Origin of the sequence: Streptococcus sp. 9.1(2021), assembly GCF_030466425.1 — a bacterium.
Taxonomy (GTDB): Bacteria; Bacillota; Bacilli; order Lactobacillales; family Streptococcaceae; genus Streptococcus; species Streptococcus wuxiensis.
Genome location: NZ_JAGQFU010000002.1, coordinates 120,086 through 143,085, shown reverse-complemented (window position 1 = coordinate 143,085; position 23,000 = coordinate 120,086). Strand labels below are relative to the sequence as shown.

The 23,000-nt window shown below is 40.7% G+C and carries 13 protein-coding genes; 12 read left to right on the top strand and 1 reads right to left on the bottom strand.

The window, feature by feature from the left end; all coding sequences use genetic code 11:
- Positions 1-133: 133 nt before the first annotated feature.
- From KBU52_RS06375 to KBU52_RS06325, 11 genes are all read left to right on the top strand, one after another.
- Complete coding sequence (locus KBU52_RS06375; RefSeq protein ID WP_254724830.1) at positions 134-1,117, top strand: acetylxylan esterase; 984 nt, start codon at positions 134-136, stop codon at positions 1,115-1,117.
- A gap of 345 nt (positions 1,118-1,462) precedes the next feature.
- The gene (locus KBU52_RS06370) at positions 1,463-5,053 is read left to right on the top strand and encodes an SIALI-17 repeat-containing surface protein (RefSeq protein WP_254724829.1); all 3,591 of its coding nucleotides are present in this window, start codon (positions 1,463-1,465) and stop codon (positions 5,051-5,053) included.
- 291 nt (positions 5,054-5,344) lie between these two features.
- Positions 5,345-6,043, top strand: coding sequence for an N-acetylmannosamine-6-phosphate 2-epimerase (locus KBU52_RS06365; protein ID WP_223334651.1), 699 nt, complete (start codon positions 5,345-5,347; stop codon positions 6,041-6,043).
- Positions 6,044-6,159: 116 nt separating this feature from the next.
- Positions 6,160-7,479, top strand: a complete 1,320-nt coding sequence (locus KBU52_RS06360; protein ID WP_006149425.1) for an ABC transporter substrate-binding protein — start codon at positions 6,160-6,162, stop codon at positions 7,477-7,479.
- Between the two features lie 235 nt (positions 7,480-7,714).
- Positions 7,715-8,581 (top strand): carbohydrate ABC transporter permease, encoded by an 867-nt coding sequence (locus tag KBU52_RS06355; RefSeq protein WP_053092415.1) that lies wholly within the window; start codon positions 7,715-7,717, stop codon positions 8,579-8,581.
- A 16-nt stretch (positions 8,582-8,597) separates the two neighbouring features.
- Positions 8,598-9,437 carry a carbohydrate ABC transporter permease gene (locus KBU52_RS06350; RefSeq protein ID WP_004250812.1) on the top strand — a complete coding sequence of 280 codons (840 nt, stop codon included), beginning with the start codon at positions 8,598-8,600 and terminating at the stop codon, positions 9,435-9,437.
- Between the two features lie 200 nt (positions 9,438-9,637).
- Positions 9,638-10,090 carry a YhcH/YjgK/YiaL family protein gene (locus KBU52_RS06345; protein ID WP_254724828.1) on the top strand — a complete coding sequence of 151 codons (453 nt, stop codon included), beginning with the start codon at positions 9,638-9,640 and terminating at the stop codon, positions 10,088-10,090.
- Between the two features lie 19 nt (positions 10,091-10,109).
- Complete coding sequence (locus KBU52_RS06340; protein ID WP_254724827.1) at positions 10,110-10,760, top strand: YesL family protein; 651 nt, start codon at positions 10,110-10,112, stop codon at positions 10,758-10,760.
- 163 nt (positions 10,761-10,923) lie between these two features.
- Positions 10,924-11,841, top strand: coding sequence for a dihydrodipicolinate synthase family protein (locus KBU52_RS06335; RefSeq protein ID WP_049548138.1), 918 nt, complete (start codon positions 10,924-10,926; stop codon positions 11,839-11,841).
- 15 nt (positions 11,842-11,856) lie between these two features.
- Positions 11,857-12,741 carry an ROK family protein gene (locus KBU52_RS06330; protein WP_254724826.1) on the top strand — a complete coding sequence of 295 codons (885 nt, stop codon included), beginning with the start codon at positions 11,857-11,859 and terminating at the stop codon, positions 12,739-12,741.
- Between the two features lie 314 nt (positions 12,742-13,055).
- The gene (locus KBU52_RS06325; RefSeq protein ID WP_254724825.1) at positions 13,056-19,796 is read left to right on the top strand and encodes an alpha-L-fucosidase; all 6,741 of its coding nucleotides are present in this window, start codon (positions 13,056-13,058) and stop codon (positions 19,794-19,796) included.
- Positions 19,797-19,909: 113 nt separating this feature from the next.
- Here the strand turns inward: KBU52_RS06325 and KBU52_RS06320 are convergent, their stop codons facing one another.
- A complete protein-coding gene (locus KBU52_RS06320) occupies positions 19,910-20,761 on the bottom strand; it encodes a MurR/RpiR family transcriptional regulator (RefSeq protein WP_254724824.1) in 852 nt (283 codons plus the stop codon).
- 193 nt (positions 20,762-20,954) lie between these two features.
- On the opposite strand from KBU52_RS06320, the gene pbp2b reads away from it, so the two are divergent.
- Entirely contained in the window at positions 20,955-22,997 is a 2,043-nt protein-coding gene (gene pbp2b / locus KBU52_RS06315) for a penicillin-binding protein PBP2B (protein WP_301796888.1), read from the top strand.
- Positions 22,998-23,000: the final 3 nt, after the last annotated feature.

Here is a 23,000-nt window from a genome sequence, read left to right as displayed (position 1 = left end):
TTTAAAACTACTTTCAGAGGGATTCTTGCTGGGGTCGGACATTAAATCCACTTTCCGTTTCCCTTTCTTTCTTGCATTGCTTCCTCATATGTGCTACAGTTATGATAACGGTTACAAAATAAAGGAGAGTTCTATGAGAAATCCAGCATTAGTAGAAGAAATGAAAACATATAAAGGAAGAGATGAAGTACCTCAGGATTTTGATGCTTTTTGGGATGGTGAGATTGACAAGGTTTCGGTCTTGCAAGACTACCAACTAGAGGAACGTGACTTTCATATTCCAAATGTTAAGTGCTATGAGTTAACCTTTAAAGGTACACGTGATGGACTTGTTTATGCACGTGTAGTCTTACCAAAATCAGAAGAGAAAGTACCAGTCATTTTCCATTTCCATGGTTATATGGGACGTTGCTGGGATTGGACAGATATGCTAGCCTTTACCGTCGCTGGTTATGGGGTTGTATCTATGGATGTTCGTGGGCAATCTGGTTACTCACAAGACGGCTTGCGTTCGCCTCTCGGAAATACAGTTAAGGGTCAAATCATCCGTGGTGCAGTAGAAGGAAAAGAGCAACTCTTCTATAAGGATGTTTATCTTGATATTTATCAATTGATTGAGATTGTAGCCAGTCTCCCTCAAGTAGATGAGGGGCAATTGGCTAGTTATGGAGCTTCGCAAGGAGGAGCCTTGGCTCTAGTGGCTGCTGGTCTCAATCCACGTATCAAGCGAACAGTGGCTATCTATCCATTCTTGTCAGACTTTAGACGAGTGCTAGAAATTGGGAATACCAGCGAAGCTTATGATGAGCTTTTTCGTTACTTTAAGTTTCATGATCCTTTCCATGAGACAGAAGAACAAATCATGGAGACGCTTGGTTATATCGATGTGAAAAACCTTGCCCATCGCATTAAAGGTGAGGTGAGAATGATTACAGGGCTTGATGACGATGTCTGCTATCCAATCACCCAGTTCGCTATTTACAATCGTTTGAATTGTGAAAAGAGCTATCGTCTCATGCCAGAATATGCACATGAAGCTATGAATGTCCATGTTAACGACCAGGTCTACAATTGGTTGTGTGGTAGTGAGATTCCCTTTACCTATGTAGGTCATTAAAAAATGAAAAAGAGCCCTGCTAAAACAGGGCTCTCTTTGTTGAGGAGTACAGAAAGTAGTTTCAAAAAACTTGAAACATAAAAATATATCTGAAAGTAAATTCTATTATAGTTTATTAAGGCTATTATTTAGAATATTTATTATATAATAGGTGTAACATCAAGTCGAAAGGAGTAAAATGGTTGCTTACTGGAAGGAAGTAAATAAAGGCAGCCACATTTCAGATGAAAAGAATGGGAAAAACCCATCAACAATACAGTTTCTTTCTTGCTCAAAGTCCTAGGGGCTAAAATTTTTAAGCAAAAAAGAAAGCGCTTTATTTTCGTGGATAATGGAAGGAAATATATGACACAGAGAGATTTTGAACGGAAACAACGTTTTGGAATTAGAAAGTTTACAGTAGGAGCTGCATCAGTAGTCATTGGGGCAGTTGTTTTTGGTGCGTCACCAGTTTTAGCTCAAGAAGCTCCAGCAACCAGTGGTGAAACAGCTGGACAAGCTTTGCCAGAATTGCCAAAAGAAGTAGAATCAGGAAATCTGGCTAACATAGATAAGGAACTTGCTGATAAGTTGGCAGCGGCGACGGACAAAGGAACAGAAGTTAACCGTGAGGAGCTACAAGCAAATCCAGGTTCTGAAAAACCAACAGAAACTGAAAAACCAACAGAAACTGAAACTCCAGTAGCTGAAACTGATAAGACAGAAGAAACTGAGAAACAAGAAGCTATCGCTCGTGATTATTACTCAAGAGAATTGGAAAATGTCAACACTGTCGTAGAAAAAAATGACGTTACAACCAATGCAGAAAATAATCAGAGAGATGATCTTACAAGTGACTTAGAGAAACTAAAGAAACTTCAAGATGCAACAGTGCATATGGAGTTCAAACCAGATGCATCGGCACCACGTTTTTACAATCTTTTCTCTGTATCAAGTGATACCAAGGAAAATGAGTACTTCACCATGTCAGTCTTTGATAATACAGCCCTTATCGAAGGTCGTGATGCAAATGGTGCGCAATTCTATGATAAATACACCGATGCGCCATTAAAGATTCGCCCAGGTCAGTGGAATTCAGTTACCTTTACTGTGGAAAAACCAACAACTGAAGTCCCTACTGGAAGAGTTCGTCTATATGTAAATGGTGTCTTGTCTAGAACAAGTCTAAAATCTGGGAAATTCATCAAAGATATGCCAGATGTTAACCACGTTCAAATCGGAGCAACCAAACGAGGAAGCAAGACAGTTTGGGGCTCAAATCTACAAGTTCGTAATCTAACAGTCTACGACCGTGCCTTAACACAAGATGAAGTTCGAACACGAAGTCAATTATTTGAAAGAGGAGACTTGAAGCAAGAACTTCCAGAAGGGGCTGAAATTTCTAAAAAAACAGATGTCTTTACAGCGGGTAAGAATGGGCAGTCAAATCCAGATGGTATTAATAGCTATCGTATTCCAGCCCTCCTTAAGACTGACAAGGGAACTTTGATTGCTGGTGCTGACGAACGTCGCTTACACCACTCTGACTGGGGTGATATCGGTATGGTCGTTAAACGAAGTGAAGACAAGGGCCAAACATGGGGCGATCGCATCACTCTTACGAATCTACGTGACAATCCAAAAGCCAAGGATCCAAACATTGGTTCACCAGTAAACATCGATATGGTTCTGGTCCAAGATACGGAAACTAAACGAATCTTCTCAGTTTACGATATGTTCCCAGAAGGTAAAGGAATCTTCGGAATGTCTTCTGAAAGAGAAGTTGCCTATAAGGAAATTGATGGAAAAACGTATCAAATTCTATACCGTGAAGGAGAAAATGGAGCCTATACGATTCGTGAAAATGGTGTTGTCTACACACCAGATGGTCAGGCAACGGATTACCGTGTTGTTGTAAATCCTGTCAAACCTGCTTATAGTGATAAAGGCGATCTTTATCAAGGTGAGCAGCTACTAGGAAATATCTACTTTACAAGCAATAAAACTTCTCCATTTAGAATTGCTAAAGACAGCTACTTATGGATGTCTTACAGTGATGATGATGGTAAGACTTGGTCTGCGCCACAAGATATTACTCCAATGGTTAAAGCTGATTGGATGAAATTCTTAGGTGTGGGACCTGGAGTGGGAATTACCCTCCAGAATGGACCTCATAAAGGTCGGATTGTTGTCCCTGTCTATACGACAAACAGAACTAACCACCTCAACGGTTCTCAATCATCTCGCATCATCTATTCAGATGACCATGGTAAGACTTGGCATATGGGTGGCGGTGTCAATGACAATCGTACACTTCATGATGGCACAGTAGTTGATTCAAGCAACATGAACAATTACTACGCTCAAAATACGGAAGCTTCTGTTGTTCAATTGAATAATGGTCAGTTAAAACTCTTTATGCGTGGTTTGACTGGTGATTTGCAAGTTGCGACAAGTAATGATGGTGGTATTACATGGGACAACTATGTAGCACGCTATGATGTACCCGATGTTTATGTTCAAATGGCGGCGACTCATACGGTTCAAGATGGTAAGGAGTATATCCTTCTAGCAAATGCTAATGGACCAGGTCGTAAGAATGGCCATATTCGAGTGGCTCGAGTAGAAGAAGATGGCGAGTTGACTTGGTTGCACCATCATTTGATTCAAGAAGGTGAGTACGCTTATAACTCACTTCAACAAATTGGACCAAAAGAATTTGGTCTCTTGTATGAACACCATGAAGCTGGTGGCAATCCATATACTCTATCCTTCAAGAAATTCAACTGGGATTATCTAACTAAAGAGAGACTTGCTTCTAAAGAAGTTAAAGTTACATCGGCTATGGAAAAATGGCCAGGCATTATTGCTATGGAATTTGATTCAGAAGTCTTGGTAAATCAAGCTCCAACTCTCAAACTAGCTAATGGTAAGACTGCAACCTTCATGACTCAGTATGATACTAAGACTCTCCTATTTACAATAGCTCCTGAAGATATCGGTCAAAAAGTTACAGCTATTGAAGCGGGTGCAATTGAAAGTATGCATAACTTGCCAGTATCTGTGGTAGGTACTAAACTTACGAATGGTTTTAATGGTGACGAACCAGCAATCCATGAAGTCCCAGAATTTACAGGTGGTGTCAATGGTGACGAAGCAGCTGTGGCTGAGCTCCCTGAGTACACTGAAGCTATTGGAACAGCAGGTGATGAACCAGCAATCCATGAAGTCCCAGAATTTAGAGGTGGTGTCAATGGTGACGAAGCAGCTGTAACAGAACTTCCTGAGTACACTGAACCTATTGGAACAGTAGGTGACGAAGCAGCACCAACAGTAGAAGTCCCAGAATTCGAAGGTGATGTAAATGGTGAAGCATCATCTGAATCTGAGCTTCCTGAACACTCTGTTCCTAGTGCAACAGTAGGTGATGAGGCGGCACCAACAGTAGAAGTCCCAGAATTCGAAGGTGGTGTCAATGCAGTCGAAGCTGCAGTTCATGAGCTTCCAGAATTCACAGGCGGAGTAAACGCAGTTGAAGCGCTCAAGAATGAGCTTCCAGAATTCACAGGCGGAGTAAACGCGGTTGAAGCTCTCAAGAATGAGCTTCCAGAATTCACAGGCGGAGTAAACGCAGTTGAAGCACTCAAGAATGAGCTTCCAGAATTCACAGGCGGAGTAAACGCAGTTGAAGCGCTCAAGAATGAGCTTCCAGAATTCACAGGCGGAGTAAATGCAGTCGAAGCAGCCAAAAACGAACTTTCGGAATATAAGGTTGAAGAAAAACCGCTTGTCACTTTAGTAGCACAGCAAGACAAGACATATCAAGCTCCAGCAGCTCAACCACAACAACCAACTCTCCCTGCAACAGGAAGTGAGGTTTCAACTCCTCTAGTATCTGTGGGAATGGTTGGAATGCTTCTCGGCTTGTTTGGAATGGCTAAGAAAAAAGAAGATTAATGGTAACATTGAATCTAAAAAGTCTCTATAAAAAAAGTTTAGACTTATATTAGAAGGGTCTGTAACGTTCATTCGTTACAGGCTCTTTATTTGTAGAAAGCGAAGATCCTAGTAGAAATAAGCGGACGGAAGGCGATTATAATTCGGGTTTTTCTCTCTGAAACTACTTTCAGGAGATTCTGTTTCATAAAATTGTTTTGAAACTTCAATCTATTCTAGTACAAGTTATTGAAAGCGCTTTAAAAATGATATATAATAGGCTCATAAGAAAAAAGAAAAGGAGGAAAGTGGATGCCACAGATCAGTAAAGAAGCTTTGATTGAGCAGATTAAAGATGGAATCATCGTTTCTTGTCAGGCACTTCCTCACGAACCGCTTTATACAGAAGCGGGAGGTGTAATGCCCTTGCTAGTCAAAGCGGCTGAGCAAGGTGGAGCAGTCGGTATCCGAGCAAATAGTGTTCGGGATATTAAGGAAATCAAAGAGGTCACAAATCTTCCGATTATCGGAATTATCAAACGTGATTATCCACCACAGGAACCATTCATCACAGCTACTATGAAAGAAGTTGATGAACTAGCAGCTCTAGATATTGAGGTAATCGCTCTAGATTGTACCAAGAGAGAACGCCATGATGGCCTAGAGATTCAAGAATTTATCCGTCAAGTCAAAGAAAAATATCCAAACCAACTCTTGATGGCTGACACAAGTACCTTTGAAGAAGGACTAACAGCAGTTGAGGCGGGAATCGACTTTGTCGGAACAACTTTGTCAGGCTACACATCTTATAGTCCAAAAGTGGATGGTCCAGATTTTGAACTCATCAAGAAACTATGCGATGCAGGTGTAGACGTCATCGCAGAAGGAAAAATTCATACACCAGAACAGGCTAAGCAAATCCTAGGTTACGGAGTGCGAGGCATCGTAGTTGGTGGCGCTATTACTAGACCAAAAGAGATCACGGAACGATTTGTTGCAGGTCTCAAATAAGATAATTAAAACACGAGGAGAGTGGTTGATTCGTAAAACAAAATGTAAACGTATACAAAGTTGTCAATACTCATTATCCGTTTCGGATACGCACATCATCATTTAGGAGAATACTAATGAAATTTAGAAAACTAGCTTGTACAGTACTTGCGGGTGCTGCTGTTCTATCTCTTGCTGCTTGTGGCAAATCAGACGCTAAAAAAGACGCTGCAAGTGATGCAGGAAAAACTGAAATCACTTGGTGGGCTTTCCCAGTCTTCACCCAAGAAAAATCTGGTGACGGTGTTGGAACTTATGAAAAATCTATCATCGAAGCTTTCGAAAAAGCAAACCCAGATATCAAAGTTAAACTAGAAACAATCGACTTCAAATCTGGTCCAGAAAAAATCACGACAGCTATTGAAGCTGGAACTGCTCCAGATGTACTTTTCGATGCACCAGGTCGTATCATTAATTACGGTAAAAATGGTAAATTAGCTGAGTTGAATGACCTCTTTACAGATGAATTTGTTAAAGATGTTAACAATGAAAACATCATTCAAGCAAGTAAAGCTGGCGATAAAGCATACATGTATCCAATCAGTTCTGCACCATTCTACATGGCTATGAACAAGAAAATGTTGGAAGATGCTGGTGTAGCTAACCTTGTTAAAGAAGGTTGGACAACAGATGATTTTGAAAAAGTCTTGAAAGCACTTAAAGACAAAGGATACACTCCAGGTTCATTGTTCAGTTCTGGTCAAGGGGGAGACCAAGGAACACGTGCCTTCATCGCTAACCTTTACGGCGGTTCTGTAACAGACAAAGAAGTTACTAAATACACAACTGACGATCCTAAGTTCGTCAAAGGTCTTGAAAAAGCAACTAGCTGGATTAAAGATGGTCTGTTGAACAACGGTTCACAATTTGACGGTGGAGCAGACATCCAAAACTTTGCAAACGGTCAAACATCATACACAATCCTTTGGGCACCAGCTCAAAACGGTATCCAAGCTAAACTCTTGGAAGCAAGTAAAGTTGAAGTGGTAGAAGTTCCATTCCCATCTGATTCAGGCAAACCAGCTCTTGAGTACCTTGTAAACGGATTTGCAGTATTTAACAACAAAGATGAAAAGAAAGTTGCTGCTGCTAAGAAATTCATCCAATTCATCGCTGATGATAAAGAATGGGGTCCTAAAGACGTAGTTCGTACAGGTGCCTTCCCAGTTCGTACTTCATTTGGAAAACTTTACGACGACAAACGTATGGAAACAATCAGTGGTTGGACTCAATACTACTCTCCATACTACAACACAATCGACGGATTTGCTGAAATGAGAACTCTATGGTTCCCAATGTTGCAATCAGTGTCTAACGGTGACGAACAACCTGCTGCAGCTTTGAAGACATTCACTGAAAAAGCGAATGAAACAATCAAAAAAGCAGCTAAACAATAAGCCCTAAATAAAAAGTAAAATCACCCCCTTTTCCCTGTGCACATCTGTGTACGAAAAGGGGGAGTTTTGTTTAAAAAATGTAAGGAACTGACAGGTCAAAATTAAAATGAAGTTCTTACATAGGCTTTTCTTGGAAAAAATTTCATTTTGATTTTACATCAATGTCAGACGACAATCAAAAAAACAAAAACTATTTGAAAGTGAGGTGCCAACTGTGAAAGTCAATAAAATTCGCATGAGAGAAACAATTGTTTCTTATGCTTTCTTAGCACCAGTATTAATCTTCTTTACCGTCTTTGTCCTAGCTCCAATGATCATGGGATTCATCACTAGTTTCTTTAACTACTCGATGACTAGCTTTGAGTTTGTGGGACTTGACAACTACATCCGCATGTTTAAAGACCCTGTCTTTACAAAATCTTTGATTAATACCGTAATCTTAGTTATCGGATCTGTACCAGTCGTTGTACTATTCTCACTATTTGTGGCATCACAAACTTACCAACAAAATGCAGTTGCTAGATCCTTCTATCGTTTCGTATTCTTCCTTCCTGTTGTAACAGGTAGTGTTGCCGTAACGGTTGTATGGAAATGGATTTATGATCCTCTATCAGGTATTTTGAATTTCGTGCTTAAGTCAAGCCATATCATTAGCCAAAACATTTCTTGGTTGGGTGACAAAAACTGGGCTTTGATGGCGATTATGATTATTCTTTTGACAACATCAGTTGGTCAACCAATCATCCTCTACATCGCTGCAATGGGTAATATTGACAACTCTCTTGTTGAAGCGGCACGTGTCGACGGAGCTACTGAGTTACAAGTTTTCTGGAAGATTAAATGGCCAAGCCTCCTTCCAACAACTCTTTATATCGCAATCATTACAACAATCAACTCATTCCAGTGTTTCGCTTTGATTCAGCTTTTGACTTCCGGTGGTCCAAACTACTCAACAAGTACACTCATGTACTACCTTTACGAAAAAGCCTTCCAATTGACTGAGTATGGTTATGCCAATACTATTGGTGTATTCTTGGCAGTTATGATCGCAATTGTCAGCTTTGTTCAATTTAAAGTACTTGGAAACGACGTAGAATATTAATAGAAAGGAGACAGCTATGCAATCTACACAAAAGAAACCTTTAACAGCCTTCACTGTTATTTCAACCATCTTCTTGCTTTTATTGACTGTACTCTTTATCTTTCCATTCTACTGGATTTTGACAGGTGCATTCAAATCACAACCAGATACCATTATGATTCCACCACAATGGTTCCCTAAAGCTCCAACAATGGAGAACTTCCAACAATTGATGGTGCAAAACCCAGCCTTGCAATGGATGTGGAACTCAGTCTTCATTTCATTGGTAACTATGTTCTTGGTTTGTGCAACTTCATCCCTAGCAGGTTATGTATTGGCTAAGAAACGCTTCTATGGACAACGCATTCTATTCGCTATCTTTATCGCTGCCATGGCTCTTCCAAAACAAGTTGTCCTTGTACCATTGGTACGTATCGTCAACTTCATGGGAATCCATGACACTCTTTGGGCGGTTATCTTGCCTTTGATCGGATGGCCATTTGGGGTCTTCCTCATGAAACAGTTCAGTGAAAACATTCCAACAGAATTGCTCGAATCTGCTAAAATCGATGGATGTGGTGAGATTCGTACTTTCTGGAGCGTAGCCTTCCCTATTGTGAAACCAGGATTTGCAGCTCTTGCAATCTTTACCTTCATCAATACATGGAATGACTACTTCATGCAGTTGGTTATGTTGACATCTCGTAACAACTTGACCATCTCACTAGGGGTTGCAACCATGCAGGCTGAAATGGCAACCAACTATGGATTAATCATGGCAGGGGCTGCTCTTGCAGCGGTGCCAATCGTAACAGTCTTCCTTGTCTTCCAAAAATCCTTCACTCAAGGGATTACTATGGGAGCCGTTAAAGGTTAATACTCTGCGAAAATTGAATATAGTACAATCTGTTTATCAGAATGCAGAAGTATAGTTGATAGACTAAGAGAATACAGGATATATAAGTGTCGACAAAATGGAGAGGAGTTGGTTACTTCATGAAGTTTTGTTAGACACTTATAAACTTACTGGCTAGACATTTTGTGTCTGAAGATAACAATCAGGTAAAGGAAATTACTATGATTTTTGATGATTTAAAAAACATTAGCTTTTACAAGGGAATTCACCCAAATCTCGATAAGGCCATCGATTATCTCTATGAGCATCGTAAAGATACTTTTGAATTAGGTAAATACGACATTGATGGAGATAAGGTCTTCTTAGTTGTACAAGAAAATGTTCTCAACAAAGAAGAAAATGATCGCTTTGAGCATCATAAAAACTATGCAGACTTGCATTTGTTAGTTGAAGGACATGAATATTCTAGCTACGGTTCTCGTATCAAAGATGAGGCTGTAGCCTTTGATGAAGCTAGCGATATTGGCTTTGTTCATTGTCACGAACAATACCCACTCTTGTTGGGATATCATAATTTTGCAGTTTTCTTCCCAGGAGAACCTCATCAGCCTAACGCTTATGCAGGTATGGAAGATAAAGTTCGCAAATATTTATTTAAAATTTTAATCGATTAGTCAGTTAGGAGGAGAAACAATGGCACATAAAGGATCTGGATTGATAAAAGCGGCATTCGATACGGATAACTTTCTGATGCGTTTTTGCGAGAAAGTTTTAGATATCGTGACGGTTAACCTACTCTTTGTTGTGTCTTGTTTGCCTATTGTGACTATTGGAGTAGCTAAAATCAGTCTTTATCAGACAATCTTTGAAGTGAAGCGCAGCCGTCGTATTCCTGTTTTCAAAATCTATATTAGAGCCTTCAAGCAAAATTTGAAATTAGGTTTTCAGTTAGGTTTGCTGGAATTAGGAATCTTTTTGATCAGTGTGGTTGACTTATCACTATTTTGGAGTCAAACTGGTGTTGCCTTTCAGCTCATTAAAGCTATTTGCTTGGGAATTCTGATATTTTTAACACTAGTTATGTTGGCTAGCTATCCAATTGCTGCACGCTATGAATTAACTTGGAAAGAAGTGCTCCAAAAGGGCTTACTTTTGGTAAGTTTTAATTTCGTTTGGTTCTTCTTGATGCTTGCAATTATTTTGTTAATCATGATGCTTCTCTATCTATCAGGCTTCACTCTAGTGCTTGGTGGTTCAGCATTTCTACTCTTTGGCTTCGGTCTTCTTGCCTTTTGCCAAGCTGGATTAATGGAAAAATTGTTTGCTAAATATCAGGCAGATTGAAAACGACATGAAACTACTTTCAAACAAGAAAAGCTATGGGAGATGAATAGAAATTAAAATCTAAGTGGCTGAGATGTATTGAAAGCGCTTTTTACAAGGTGTATACTAAAATAGTAAAAAATCATCTGCTCAAAGCAGAAAAAAGAAATCTTAGGAGAAATCTATGTCAGATTTAAAAAAATATGAAGGTGTCATTCCTGCCTTCTACGCATGTTATGATGATGCGGGTGAAGTTAGCCCAGAACGTACTCGTGCCTTGGTACAATACTTTATTGATAAAGGTGTTCAAGGACTTTACGTTAATGGTTCTTCAGGTGAGTGTATCTACCAAAGTGTAGAAGACCGTAAATTGATCTTAGAAGAAGTTATGGCAGTTGCCAAAGGTAAATTGACCATCATTGCTCACGTAGCTTGTAACAATACAAAAGATAGTATTGAACTGGCTCGTCATGCAGAAAGTTTGGGAGTAGATGCTATCGCAACAATCCCACCAATTTACTTCCGTTTGCCTGAGTACTCAGTAGCAAAATACTGGAACGATATCAGTGCTGCTGCACCAAATACAGACTATGTTATCTACAACATTCCTCAATTGGCTGGTGTTGCTTTGACTCCAAGTCTTTACACAGAAATGTTGAAAAACCCACGTGTTATCGGTGTTAAGAACTCTTCAATGCCAGTTCAAGATATCCAAACTTTTGTTAGCCTTGGTGGCGATGACCATATCGTCTTTAACGGACCAGACGAGCAGTTCCTAGGCGGACGTCTCATGGGAGCAAAAGCTGGTATCGGTGGTACTTATGGTGCTATGCCAGAACTCTTCTTGAAACTTAACCAATTGATTGCGGATAAGGACCTAGAAACAGCGCGTGAATTGCAATACGCTATCAACGCTATCATCGGTAAATTGACTGCAGCTCATGGGAATATGTACTGTGTGATCAAAGAAGTCTTGAAAATCAATGAAGGACTTAACATCGGATCAGTTCGTTCTCCGCTTACACCAGTGACCGAAGAAGATCGTCCAGTTGTAGAAGCTGCTGCGGCATTGATTCGTGAAACTAAGGAGCGTTTCCTCTAATCAATAGGAGGTTTTATGACTAATTACGTTGCAATTGATATTGGTGGAACTAATATCAAATATGGTTTGATTAATCAGGATGGACAGCTTGTAGAGTCTAACGAAGTAGCGACTGAGGCTCACAAGGGTGGTCCACACATCTTACAGAAAACAAAAGATATCGTAGCTAGCTATCTAGAAAAAGGACCAGTGTCAGGTGTAGCCATTTCCTCGGCGGGAATGGTTGATCCTGATAAGGGTGAGATTTTCTACGCTGGTCCACAGATTCCAAATTATGCCGGAACCCAATTTAAAAAGGAAATTGAAGAAAGCTTTAACATTCCTTGTGAAATTGAAAATGATGTTAACTGTGCAGGGCTTGCTGAAGCTGTCTCTGGTTCAGGAAAGGGTGCAAGTATTACCCTTTGCTTGACGATTGGGACTGGTATCGGTGGTTGCTTGATCATAGATGGACAAGTTTTCCATGGCTTTAGTAATTCTGCCTGTGAGGTTGGTTATCTGCATATGCAGGATGGAGCTTTCCAGGATTTAGCGTCTACGACAGCTCTTGTTAAGTATGTAGCAGATGCGCATGGAGATGAAGTGGAACAGTGGAACGGTCGCAGAATTTTCAAAGAAGCTACCGAAGGCAATAAACTCTGTATGGAGGGGATTGACCGCATGGTGGAATACCTTGGTAAGGGTCTCGCAAATATTTGTTATGTTGCCAATCCAGAAGTTGTCATCCTTGGTGGTGGTATCATGGGGCAAGAAGCAATTTTGAAACCAAAAATCCGTAAGGCTTTGAAAGATTCACTTGTTCCAAGCTTGGCAGACAAGACTCGACTTGAATTTGCCCACCATCAAAATACTGCTGGCATGCTCGGTGCTTATTATCATTTCAGAACCAAACAGTCCTAAATTGGCTTTGCCAATTTAGGTTTTTTTGGCAGGAAAAAAGTTAGGTAAAATTTTAATAAAACTTTGGAAGCCCTTGCATTTCTTGGGATAATATAGTATATTTATTATACTGAGAAATCTCGAAAAAGCGGTTGTAAAATCAAGTCATTTTTTTATTCAGAAAAAAATGTAAGCGATTTCTAAAAAATGAATTTAAACAGAAGATAAGAGTGGGAGGAAGAAGAGTTTTAAAGTAGCACTGAGAAATAAAATTGTCGCCAGCAGAAACTGGGCTCTTGCAGTAGCTGACTGCTTTTGTTCATTAGGAGAATTTGATGAAACAGTATTTTTTAGAAAAAAGTCGTATATTCAGTATTCGTAAACTAACGGTTGGTGTAGCCTCTGTGGCAGTTGGACTGGCTTTTTTTGCATCTGGAAATGTTGCCGCTAACGAAGTTGTGACAGAGCCAAAACTGGAAGTAGAAGGTCAAGCCAAAGAACTAATCGATGTCGATAAAGAAAAAGCTGAAGCAGTTAAGGAAACTAAAGAAGTAGTGAATCCTGTAAAAGAAGAAGTTGCTGAACAAGCAGCTCCTGCTACAGAAAAAGTAACAGAAGAAACTAAAACTACTGAAGAGGCTGGAGATTTACTTCCAGTAGAAATTCCTGACCGTGCCTATCCTGATACGCCAGTGAAAAAAATGGATACTTCAGCCATTGTTTCAGAGAAAGAAAGTCCACAAGTAGAGACTAAGAGCATTTTGAAACCTACAGAAGTGGCTCCGTCTGAAGGCGAAAAAGAAAATAGAGCCATTATCAATGGTGGCCAAGACCTTAAGCATATCAATTATGAGGGGCAACCAGCTACATCGGCTACCATGATTTACACAATCTACAGTTCACCTCTAGCAGACGGTGGAACTCAGCGTTACCTTAATTCAGGTTCAGGTATCTTTGTGGCTCCAAATATCATGCTGACAGTCGCTCACAATTTCTTGAAGAAGGATGCTGAAACCAATGCTGGTAATATCTTAGGTGGTGATACTGCTAAGTTCTACTACAATGTTGGTTCTAATACTCCAAAAGAAAGATCATTGCCAACTTCAGGAAAAACTGTTTTGTTCCAAGAAAGGGATATTCATTTCTGGAATAAAGAAAAGTTTGGTGAAGGGTACAAAAATGACCTAGCCTTGGTTGTGGCTCCAGTTCCAGTACAGATTGCAAGTCCCAATAAGGCTGCAACCTTTACTCCTTTAGCAGAGCATCGGGAATACAAAGCTGGAGAACCTGTTAGTACGATTGGTTATCCTACAGATTCAACTTCTCCAGAATTGAAGGAACCAATTGTGCCAGGTCAATTGTATAAGGCAGACGGTGTCGTTAGAGATACTGAAAAGTATGACGATAAGGGAACAGTAGGTGTTACCTATCGTTTGACTTCTGTTTCTGGTCTTTCTGGTGGTGGAATTATTAACGGTGATGGTAAGGTCATTGGAATCCACCAACGTGGTACTGTTGATAATGCGAACATTGCTGAAAAAGATCGCTTTGGAGGAGGTCTAGTCTTGTCTCCAGAACAATTAGCATGGGCTAAAGGAATCATTGATAAATACGGTGTTAAAGGCTGGTATCAAGGCGATAACGGTAGCCGTTATTATTTCACTCCAGAGGGAGAAATGTTAAGAAATAAGACAGCAGTTATCGGTGAAAACAAATATTCATTCGATGAGAGTGGTGTAGCAACTCTCCTTGAAGGCGTTGACTATGGCCGTGTAGTTATCGAGCATGTGGACCAAAATGATAACCCAGTCAAAGAAAACGATACCTTTGTAGATAAGGCAGAAGTTGGTGCTCAATTCAACTATAACTATAAAACAGAAATTGAAAAGACTGACTTCTTCAAGAAGAATAAAGAAAAATATGAGATTGTATCGATTGATGGCAAAGCTGTCAATAAACAGCTAAAAGATGCTTGGGAAGATGATTATAGTGTTGTGAGCAAGGCTCCTGCAGGAACTCGTGTCATTAAAGTAGTCTATAAAGTTAACAAAGGTTCCTTTGAGGTTCACTATCGCTTAAAAGACTCTGATAAAGAGTTGACAACTGCAGATGTGGATAATAACGAAGGTAAGGAATACGATGTTTCCTTTGTTCATAGATTCCAAGCTAAAGAAATTGCAGGTTATCGTGCAGTAAATGCAAGTCAAGAAGCGACTATCAAGCATAAAGGGGTGAATGAAGTTATTTTTGAATACGAAAAGATTGAAGATCCAAAACCAGCAACTCCTGTAACTCCAGTGGTTGATCCAAAAGATGAAGAAACAGAAATTGCTGCTTACGGTCCACTTCCAAGCAAGGCTCAATTGGACTACCACAAGGAAGAATTGGCTGCCTTCATCCACTATGGTATGAATACTTATACCAACTCTGAGTGGGGGAACGGTAGAGAAAATCCTCAGTACTTCAATCCAACTAACCTTGATACAGATCAGTGGATTAAGACTTTGAAGGATGCTGGATTCAAACGAACAATCATGGTTGTAAAACACCATGACGGATTTGTAATTTATCCATCTAAATATACAGACCATACGGTCGCTGCTAGTCCGTGGAAAGATGGTAAGGGAGACCTTCTCGAAGAGATCTCTAAATCAGCAACTAAGTATGACATGAATATGGGTGTTTACCTATCACCATGGGATGCCAACCATCCTAAATATCATGTTGCAACTGAGAAAGAGTACAACGAATACTACCTCAACCAACTCAAGGAAATCCTTGGCAATCCTAAATACGGAAACAAAGGTAAATTCATCGAAGTTTGGATGGACGGTGCGCGTGGTAGCGGAGCTCAAAAAGTAACGTATACCTTTGATGAGTGGTTCAAGTACATCAAGGAAGCTGAAGGAGATATCGCTATCTTCTCTGCTCAACCAACAAGTGTCCGTTGGATCGGTAATGAACGTGGTATCGCCGGAGATCCAGTTTGGCATAAGGTCAAGAAAGCTAAAATCACTGACGATGTGAAGAATGAATATCTCAACCATGGGGATCCAGAAGGAGATATGTACTCTGTCGGTGAAGCAGACGTTTCTATCCGTTCAGGTTGGTTCTACCATGACAATCAACAGCCAAAATCAATCAAAGATTTGATGGATATTTACTTCAAATCTGTTGGTCGTGGAACGCCACTTCTACTCAATATTCCACCAAATAAAGAAGGTAGATTCGCAGATGCAGATGTAGCTCGCTTGAAAGAATTCCGAGCAACCTTGGACCAAATGTATGCGACTGACTTCGCTAAGGGTGCAATAGTTACTGCAAGCTCTACTCGTAAGAATCACTTGTATCAAGCAAGCCACCTAACAGATGGTAAGGATGATACGAGCTGGGCACTCGCAAATGATGCTAAGACAGGTGAATTTACTGTCGATCTTGGACAAAAGAGACGCTTTGACGTAGTCGAACTCAAAGAAGATATCGCTAAGGGTCAACGTATCTCTGGCTTCAAGGTTGAAGTTGAACTTAATGGACGTTGGGTACCATACGGTGAAGGTTCGACTGTTGGCTATCGTCGTCTTATCCAAGGTCAACCAGTAGAGGCACAAAAGATTCGTGTAACCATTACTGGTGCACAAGCGACTCCAATTTTGACAAACTTCTCTGTTTATAAGACACCAAGCAGTATCGAGAAGACAGATGGTTACCCTCTAGGACTAGATTACCATTCAAATACAACTGCTGATAAAGAGAATACAACTTGGTATGATGAATCTGAAGGCGTCCGCGGAACATCTATGTGGACTAACCAAAAAGATGCTAGTGTAACCTACCGTTTCACTGGAACAAAAGCATATGTAGTGTCTACAGTTGATCCAAACCACGGTGAAATGTCCGTTTACGTGGATGGTCAAAAGGTTGCAGACGTACAAACCAAAAATGCAGCTCGCAAGCGTAGTCAGATGGTCTATGAAACAGATGACTTGGCTCCAGGTGAACATACTATCAAGCTTGTCAATAAGACTGGCGAGCCTATTGCAACGGAAGGTATCTACACGCTCAACAATGCTGGTAAAGGTATGTTTGAGATGAAAGAAACGACCTATGAAGTTCAAAAAGGTCAACCGGTTACTGTAACCATTAAACGTGTTGGTGGTAGCAAAGGAACAGCAACAGTCCATGTTGTAACAGAACCAGGAACAGGGGTTCATGGTAAAGTGTACAAGGACACAACTGCTGACCTGACTTTCCAAGATGGTGAAACTGAGAAAACAATCACGATTCCAACGATCGACTTTACAGAGCAAGCTGATTCAATCTTTGACTTCAAAGTGAAAATGACTAGCGTTTCTGACAATGCCCTTCTTGGTTTTGCTTCAGAAGCTACTATTCGAGTGATGAAGGCAGAATTGCTCATAAAAGACCAAACAAGCTATGACGATCAGGCAACTCAGCTTGACTATAGTCCAGGTTGGAACCATGAAACGAACTCAGCTGATAAATACCAAAATACAGAATCATGGGCGTCATTTGGACGTTTGACAGAAGAGCAGAAGAAAAATGCCAGCGTAACAGCCTACTTCTACGGAACAGGTCTTGAGATCAAAGGATATGTGGATCCAGGACATGGTATCTACAAGGTGACGTTAGACGGTAGAAAAGTCGAGTATCAAGATGGCCTAGGTAATGCTTCTGAGTACAACGGTAAGAAGTACTTCAGTGGTACAGCTACTACTCGTCAAGGTGGTCAGACTCTTGTTCGTTTGACTGGACTCGAAGAAGGTTGGCATGCTGTAACCTTGCAATTGGATCCAAAACGTAATGATACTACGAGAAATATTGGTATCCAAGTTGACCAGTTCATCACTCATGGTGAAGGTAGTGCTCTTTATACCAAAGCAGAGTTAATCCAAGCCATGAAGAACTGGAAGGATGAGTTGGTTAAGTTTGACCAGACAAGCTTGAAGAATACTCCAGAGGCACGTCAAGCCTTCAAGTCAAACTTGGATAAATTATCTGAGCAACTTTCAGCAAGTGAAGCCAATGCACAAGAAGTTCTGAAGACAGTAGCAGCTTTGCAAACGATCCTTGATAAGGAAGAAAATTATGGCACAGATGATACGCCAACACCAGAACAGCCAGAAGAACCAAACTATGACAAGGCTATGGCAAGTCTGACCGAAGCGATTGAAAGAAAAACAGCTGAACTTGGTGATGACAAGGAAGCTAAGAAGAAGTTAGTTGCATTAACAGAGCAAGCCTTGACAGCCATCCAAGAAGCCAAGACTCAGGATGCAGTAGATAAGGCCTTGCAAGCAGCTTTGGCATCTATCAACAGTCTTCAAGCAACTCCGAAAGAGGAGCCGGCTCCAGAAGAACCAAAACAGCCAGAAGAGCCTAACTATGACAAGGCTATGGCAAGTCTGACCGAAGCGATTGAAAGAAAAACAGCTGAGCTCGGTGATGACAAGGAAGCTAAGAAGAAGCTAGTTGCATTAACAGAGCAAGCCTTGACAGCTATCCAAGAATCTAAGACTCAGGATGCGGTAGATAAGGCCTTGCAAGCAGCTCTGGCATCTATCAACAGTCTTCAAGCAACTCCAAAAGAGGAACCATCAAAACCAGAAGAACCAGCACAGCCAGAGGAGCCAAGCAAACCAGTAGAGCCTAAGCTTGACTACGATAAAGCTATGGCAAGCTTGTCCGAAGCCATTAAAAGTAAAACAGCTGAGTTGGGTGATGACAAGGAAGCTAAGAAGAAACTAGTTGAACTAGCAGAACAAGCCTTAGCTGCTATTGAAGAAGCCAAAACTCAGGATGCAGTAGATAAGGCCTTGCAAGACGCTTTGACATCTATCAACAATCTTCAGGCGACACCAAAAGAGGAACCAGCTCCAGAAGAGCCAAGTAAACCAGAAGAGCCAAGCAAACCAGAAGAACCAGCACAGCCAGAGGAACCAAGTAAGCCAGAAGAGGAAGTGAAACATTCAAATCTTCCAGCTGAAGGTGTTAAAGAATTGAGTGTAACTCAACCAAGCCTTGAAGTAACGACAGAGCCGATTGCCTTCAATACGATTCGTCGTGAAAATTCTCTTCTACCTAAAGGTAAGGAACAAGTCGTTTCTGAAGGAAAAGACGGACAAATAAGGACCTATGTAGAAGTTGACGGTAGCGATCGTAAGGTTGTTAAGGTTGAACGTGAGGAAGCTCAAGACCGCATCGTTGAAGTCGGTACTCAAGAAGGAACTGCTATGCCGACAGAAGGCGTTATGAATTTGGACTTTAATCTACCAAATCTAAAAGTAGAGAAAGAACCAATCGCCTTCAAGACTGTTCGCCGTGAGAATGCTGATTTAGCTAAAGGTAAGGAACAAGTCGTTTCTGAAGGAAAAGACGGACAAGTAACGACTTATGTAGAAGTCGATGGTGACAACCGTAAGGTTCTTAAGGTTGAACGTGAGGAAGCCCAAGACCGCATCGTCGAAGTTGGAACCAAGGAAGAAAGTCCATCAACTGATAGCACATTGAAGGTCTTGAAAGATTCATCAACAAACTTGAAACTGATTGCTCGAGAAGGGGACCTCAATGGTGGTTCTGTTCTAGAGGTCGATAAGGTTGCTAACCAAGTCTTGGAAGGTCGCCGTTTCGATGCTTATCAAATTCAATTGAAGAATGAGAAAGGCGAACTTGTTCAATTGAAAGGTGCAGCCCTTGTTCAAGTCGCTGTGGCGTCTGATGTAGCCAATGTCTATGCTATGAATGCAAATCAAGAATTGCAAGAAGTGAAGTTTGAACAGAAAGGTTCAGCACTTGAATTTGTAGCTCCACACCTAGGTGTCTATGCAGTAGTGTACAAGGATGCAGCTCAACCAAGTGCACCAACAACTGTAGAAACTCCTGCACCACAGCCTATGGGAGAAGATAAGCCATTAGCAGAGGCTAAGGGAACTGTAGCAGATTCTACAAGCAAACAGTTGCCGGCAACAGGAGAAGAAGTAAGTTCAGCTCTCTTGCCTGCCCTCACTCTTGTTTCAGGAATGATGCTATTCTTCTTCAAAAAAGAGATGAAGGATTAGCAGAGACTAAATCAAAGAAAGTGTTTTAAAACACTAAAAAAGGGAGTCCCATAGTGGACTCCCTTTTGTTGATAAAGTTATTCCAAACAGAAAAACCTGAATGGTTTTCAATTTCAGGGTTTTCTATTTCTTGTGTTTCTGCGATAACCATTTAATCGATTATTTTCCCAGTAGCTATTAAAGATTTTTTCTTTACTTTCGCGATCAATCTCTAGGAAATAAGCGTAGAGTAAATCAATGATAATCAGCATTGGAAGCTGAGCAGAGATTCGTTGGATATAAGAGGCCTGGCTTTGGCTTGCGACTAATACTGTTTCTGTAAATGCTTGGGTATCCTTATTCGGTGCACTCGTAAATAGAACTGTCTTAGCTCCCATATCCTGGGCATCTAATAAACTATCGATGATGGACGGTGTTGTTCCTGAGAGGGAAAAACCAAAGACCAGACATTTTTCATCAATGATACTAGTCGTCCAGGCAAAGCCGTCTGGATCTGTTAAGGCTTCACAGACGACACCCAATCTCATAAAACGTAGCTTCATCTCACGTGCGACTAGACCAGAACTCCCAGTTCCGAAAAAATACACGCGTTCGGATTGCTCAATCATCTGAGCTACACGTTCCAACTGCTCATCGTCAATCAATCCTTGAGAAATTTCTTGCAGATTTGCATAACTTCTGAGAACTCGTTGAGTCAAAGGATTCATATCCTGTTGAGGAGCAGAAAGAGTGTCTTTTTGTTGTTGGTATTTGAAGATGAACTCTCGATAGCCCTTAAAACCACATTTTTTGGCAAAACGAGTGAGTGCTGCCTGGGAAATATGAAGTTTTTGAGTGACTTGTTGAGAGGATAAGTCATCATTTATGGTATCTGCCTGTAGAAAATAGCGGGCAATTTCTTGCTCTAAATCGGTCATCTCTTCAAAGTGAAGGTCGATAATCGTAGAGATATCTTGCTTATTCATGGAACTCCTTTTATAGCTATTTGTCAAAAATTACTTTGGCAAATCTAACAAATAAAATAGCACTTACCTCCATTATATCATAGAAAATACTTTTTGGACCAAAAAGGAAAAGTCTTTTCTTTTTCCATAATTTTCGGATTAAATTATGGTACAATGAAGAGTGTGATTTTGATTAGAAATGAGATTGATGTGTATGAGAAAATTCAATAGCCACTCGATACCGACACGGCTTAATTTGTTATTTGCAATCGTCATTTTGCTCTTTTTAACAATTATTGGCCGTTTTCTTTATATGCAAGTTCTTCATAAGGATTTTTATGAAAACAAACTCGCTTCTGCTAGCCAAACTCGAGTAACCATGGGTTCCGCTCGTGGAGAAATTTATGATGCAACAGGGAAACCTTTAGTCCAAAACACCGTTAAGCAAGTTGTTTCCTTTACACGAAGCAATAAGATGACTGCGGCTGATTTGAAGGATATTTCTAAAAAATTGTTGACCTATGTCACAGTCACCTCTCCAGAGTTGACGGACCGTCAAATGGCTGATTACTACTTGGCTGATGCTGAAGTTTATAAGAAGACAGTTGAAGCTCTTCCAAAAGATAAACGATATGATTCAGATGGCAATCAACTTTCCGAATCTGAACTCTATAACAACGCTGCTGAGAGTATTACTTCCAGTCAATTAGACTACTCAGAGGATGAAAAGAAGGCCATCTATCTCTTTAGCCAGCTCAATTCAGTTGGAAATTTTGCTACAGGAAATATTCAAACAGATCCTTTGAGCGATACACAGGTAGCTGTGATTGCTTCTGCATCTAAGGAATTACCAGGTATTTCCATCTCTACTTCATGGGACCGAAAAGTCTTAGAAACCTCTCTTTCATCAATAGTTGGAAGTGTTTCTAGTGAAAAATCTGGTCTTCCAGCAGAAGAAGTGGACGCTTATTTGAAAAAAGGTTACTCACTCAATGACCGTGTTGGGACTTCCTATCTTGAAAAACAATACGAAGAAGTCTTGCAAGGGAAACGGACCGTCAAGGAAATCCATTTGGACAAGCATGGAGACATGGAGAGCGTAGAGAATATAGAAGAAGGTAGCAAGGGAAAAAACATCAAATTAACCATTGATTTGGCCTTCCAAGATAGCGTAGACAGCCTCTTAAAGAGTTATTTTAATTCTGAACTTGCAAATGGTGGTGCTAAATACTCAGAAGGTGTTTATGCGGTAGCCCTTAATCCTAAGACAGGTGCTGTATTGGCAATGTCAGGAATTAAACACAATCTAGAAACAGGAGACTTGACACCAGACTCACTAGGAACAGTGACCAATGTTTTTGTACCAGGGTCTGTCGTTAAGGCGGCAACCATCAGTTCTGGTTGGGAAAATGGGGTCTTGTCAGGCAACCAAACCTTGACAGACCAACCAATCGTCTTCCAAGGTTCTGCTCCTATCAATTCGTGGTATACCCCTTATTACGGTTCCTTCCCGGTTACAGCCGTTGAGGCTCTAGAATATTCATCAAATGCCTACATGGTTCAAACTGCGCTAGGAATGATGGGTCAGACCTATCAACCAAATATGACAGTCAAAACCAACCAACTTGAGTCTGCTATGGGTAAACTTCGTGCTACCTTTGGAGAGTATGGACTAGGAGTTTCTACTGAGATTGACTTGCCAGATGAATCGACAGGATTTATCCCCCAAAAATTTGACTTGGCTAATTATTTAACTAATGCTTTTGGCCAGTTTGACAACTACACACCGATGCAATTAGCCCAGTACGTTGCAACGATTGCTAACAATGGCGTTCGTCTAGCTCCACATATTGTCGAGGGAATATACGACAACAATGATAAGGGTGGCCTTGGGGAATTAATCCAAGCAATAGATACCAAGGAAATCAACAAGGTCAATATTTCTGAATCAGATATGGCAATCTTGCACCAAGGATTTTACCAAGTATCGCATGGAACTAGTCCCCTTACGACAGGACGGGCGTTTTTAGATGGCGCCACTGTTTCTATCAGTGGTAAGACCGGTACAGCTGAAAGCTATGTAGCTGGTGGTCAAGAAGCTAATAATACCAATGCTGTGGCCTATGCTCCAACAGAAAATCCTCAAATTGCAGTTGCAGTAGTCTTTCCTCATAATACCAATTTAACCAAAAATGTTGGGCCAGCAATTGCTCGCGACATTATCAATCTATACAACCAACACCATCCAATGAATTAGAAA